Source organism: Arcticibacter svalbardensis MN12-7, from assembly GCF_000403135.1.
Classification (GTDB): Bacteria; Bacteroidota; Bacteroidia; order Sphingobacteriales; family Sphingobacteriaceae; genus Arcticibacter; species Arcticibacter svalbardensis.
In genome coordinates, this window is the sequence record NZ_AQPN01000017.1 from 1 (window position 1) to 2,836 (window position 2,836).

Here is a 2,836-nt window from a genome sequence, read left to right on the forward strand (position 1 = left end):
TAACCCTTAATGAGTTCTTTAATTTCCTTATCGGTAAGGTTATCAACTTCGCCTTTATTGTAAATGGAGAAAAGAAGAACATTAGTTTGTGTAACTTTTACAAAAGATAGAACTCTTGCACCTCCTGACTTGCCTTTATTTTTAGAAGCAATAGCTTATCGGATTTTATAAATATCGTTGCCAAGCGGGGTTCCTAGAGTGGGATTTTCCTCCAGGTCGGTAAAAAGTTCTGCAAGTTCCGATTTAAGTGAAGGATATTTTTTAATAAGCCTTTTGGCTTCTTTCTTAAAGTTTTCAGAGAGTTCAATACTATAACTCATTCAAAAAATCTCTAGCAGATGTGGTTTTAAGTTTTCCTTCTTTAAAAAGTTGCACCTCTTCTAATCCAGCCTTAATATTATCTAAAACAGCTTCTTTCTCAGAGTTTTCATCTGTTTCAATTTTTTTAACGTAATGCAAATTTTCAGCTAGTTCTAAGAAGTGATCGTATTCCTTATCCGTCGTATAAATGGTTATGCGTCTCATATTACCCCTAGTCGTTTAAATGTTCAATGGTTAAGAAATTGAAATTATAAGTTAATTTACTTTAAAAATTGAGCAATGACAAGGGAATACAGATAGAGAGCAGAATTTAAAACCTTCCCCTTCTTTCTTGAACGTTTAGCACCCTATTACTCTAATACATATTTTATATCTTTGCCCTTTATTTTTTAGAATGAAGGCGACAACTGATTATCACTTTCTTGGACTCCAGGATCTCTCTTTACATGCGTATGAAAGCAGCAAAGTAGTCATTCAACAAATCCCCTATGAGCACACTTCTTCCTACATTACAGGATCTGAAGACGGACCAGCAGCTATTGTAAAGGCCTCAGAGTTCGTTGAATGTTACGATGAGGAGATTGATACTGAAATCTCTGAACGGATTGGTATCAATACAGTGGCACCTTTAGTGTTTGGATCGCTGGTTAATGCGGACGCACTTTCCCTTATCGAAGAGGCAACAGCTGAGTTATTAAAAGATGGCAAATTTGTCGTTTCCTTTGGAGCAGAACACACTGCAACGTATGGGATAGTGAAGGCATTCGCTAAAAAGTATAAGAATTTAAGCATCCTTCAGCTGGATGCGCACTCTGATTTAAGACAAAGTTACATGGGGAACAAACTTTCGCACGCCTGTGTGATGGCGAGGATTCATGATATGGGACTTACGATTTGCCAGGCAGGTGTTCGTGCACTGTCTCGTGAGGAAGCAGACCTGATTAAAAAGTCAGAAGACATCAATACTTTTTATGCCCATCAGATCAGAAGAAATCCATTGTGGATGGAAGAAATTATTGCACCGTTAAGCAATGACGTATATATCACGATAGATGCGGACGGATTTGATCCTTCGATCATGCCGGGAGTGGGAACAGCAGAACCTAATGGTTTGTTGTGGACGGAAACACTTCAGCTGCTTCGACGGGTTTGTAAAGAAAGGAATGTGGTTGGCTTCGACATTGTGGAATGTGTCCCTATTAAAGGAAGTATCATATCAGAATATACACTGGCCAAACTGGCATACAAATTACTGGGTTATCGATTTATCTCTTAATTATTATCATATTTAATATTTTCAACTTATTATATAAATGGCTTTACAATGCGGAATTGTTGGTTTACCCAACGTCGGAAAATCAACTCTATTTAACTGTTTATCAAATGCAAAAGCACAGGCAGCAAACTTCCCATTCTGTACTATAGAACCGAATGTGGGTGTTATAACTGTTCCAGACGAGCGCTTAACTAAACTTGCAGAGCTGGTATTACCTAATCGGATCGTGCCGAATACAATAGAAATTGTAGATATAGCAGGACTGGTTAAGGGTGCAAGCAAGGGTGAGGGTTTAGGAAATCAATTTTTAGGAAATATCAGAGCAACTGATGCTATTATTCATGTGCTGCGTTGTTTCGACGATGGCAATGTGATCCATGTAGATGGTTCGGTAGATCCTATTCGTGATAAAGAAATTATAGATACAGAACTTCAGTTGAAGGATCTTGAAGCCGTGGGTAAAAAGATCCAGAAAGTGGAGAAGATGGCAAAAACTGGTGGGGACAAGGACGCTAAAAAAGCCTATGAGGTTTGTAATATCGTTAAGGCGCACCTTGAATCGGGCAAATCTGTTCGTACTGCTTTGCTTTCCGACGAAGATAAGGAGTACATTGATGATCTGTTTTTGCTTACCGCAAAACCGGTTGTTTATGTGTGTAATGTGGATGAAAATTCGGTTACTGCAGGCAATCACTATGTAGATCTGGTACGTGCATCTGTGAAAGAAGAAGATGCGGAAGTTTTGATCATCTCGGCTAAAATTGAGTCAGAGATTGCTGAACTCGAAAGTTACGAAGAAAGACAGGAGTTTTTGAATGACCTTGGTTTGAAAGAATCAGGAGTGAGTCAGCTTATTCAGGCTGCTTATAAACTTTTAAAGCTGGGTACGTATTTCACTGCCGGTGTACAGGAAGTGCGTGCATGGACCATTACAATGGGTTACACTGCTCCACAGGCTGCCGGAGTGATCCATACTGACTTTGAAAAAGGTTTTATCCGTGCAGAGGTGATCAAGTATGATGACTTTATCAAATATGGTTCTGAAGCGGCATGTAAAGAAGCTGGTAAACTAAGTGTGGAAGGCAAACAATATGTAGTTTCGGATGGTGATATTATGCATTTCCGTTTTAATGTATAAAGTGATTAACTTCAATTAACTCGTTGAATTCTGAGCTGTTATTTATAATTTGCCTAGACAGATAATCAATAAAGGCATTCTGTTTATAATAAAAAACGCAA

General features: G+C 38.4%; 4 protein-coding genes. 2 read left to right on the forward strand and 2 right to left on the reverse strand.

The window, feature by feature from the left end:
• Positions 1-155: 155 nt before the first annotated feature.
• Both ADIARSV_RS22065 and ADIARSV_RS02105 read right to left on the reverse strand, forming a co-directional pair.
• Entirely contained in the window at positions 156-320 is a 165-nt protein-coding gene (locus ADIARSV_RS22065; RefSeq protein WP_016193692.1) for a hypothetical protein, read from the reverse strand.
• Entirely contained in the window at positions 310-525 is a 216-nt protein-coding gene (locus ADIARSV_RS02105) for a hypothetical protein (protein WP_040298794.1), read from the reverse strand. The genes ADIARSV_RS22065 and ADIARSV_RS02105 overlap by 11 nt, the downstream gene beginning before the upstream one ends.
• Positions 526-715: 190 nt before the next feature.
• On the opposite strand from ADIARSV_RS02105, the gene speB reads away from it, so the two are divergent.
• Together speB and ychF are read left to right on the forward strand one after the other, a co-directional pair.
• Positions 716-1,597: an agmatinase gene (gene speB, locus ADIARSV_RS02110; protein WP_016193694.1), complete on the forward strand. Its 882-nt coding sequence runs from the start codon at positions 716-718 to the stop codon at positions 1,595-1,597.
• A gap of 37 nt (positions 1,598-1,634) precedes the next feature.
• Positions 1,635-2,735 carry a redox-regulated ATPase YchF gene (ychF, locus tag ADIARSV_RS02115; RefSeq protein WP_016193695.1) on the forward strand — a complete coding sequence of 367 codons (1,101 nt, stop codon included), beginning with the start codon at positions 1,635-1,637 and terminating at the stop codon, positions 2,733-2,735.
• The last annotated feature ends 101 nt before the right edge of the window (positions 2,736-2,836 follow it).

Excerpts from the sequence above, each read along its gene's own strand:
- ADIARSV_RS22065 (WP_016193692.1), bottom strand. The coding sequence starts at position 320 with ATGAGTTATAGTATTGAACTCTCTGAAAACTTTAAGAAAGAAGCCAAA.
- ADIARSV_RS02105 (WP_040298794.1), bottom strand. The coding sequence starts at position 525 with ATGAGACGCATAACCATTTATACGACGGATAAGGAATACGATCACTTC.
- speB (WP_016193694.1), top strand. The coding sequence starts at position 716 with ATGAAGGCGACAACTGATTATCACTTTCTTGGACTCCAGGATCTCTCT.
- ychF (WP_016193695.1), top strand. The coding sequence starts at position 1,635 with ATGGCTTTACAATGCGGAATTGTTGGTTTACCCAACGTCGGAAAATCA.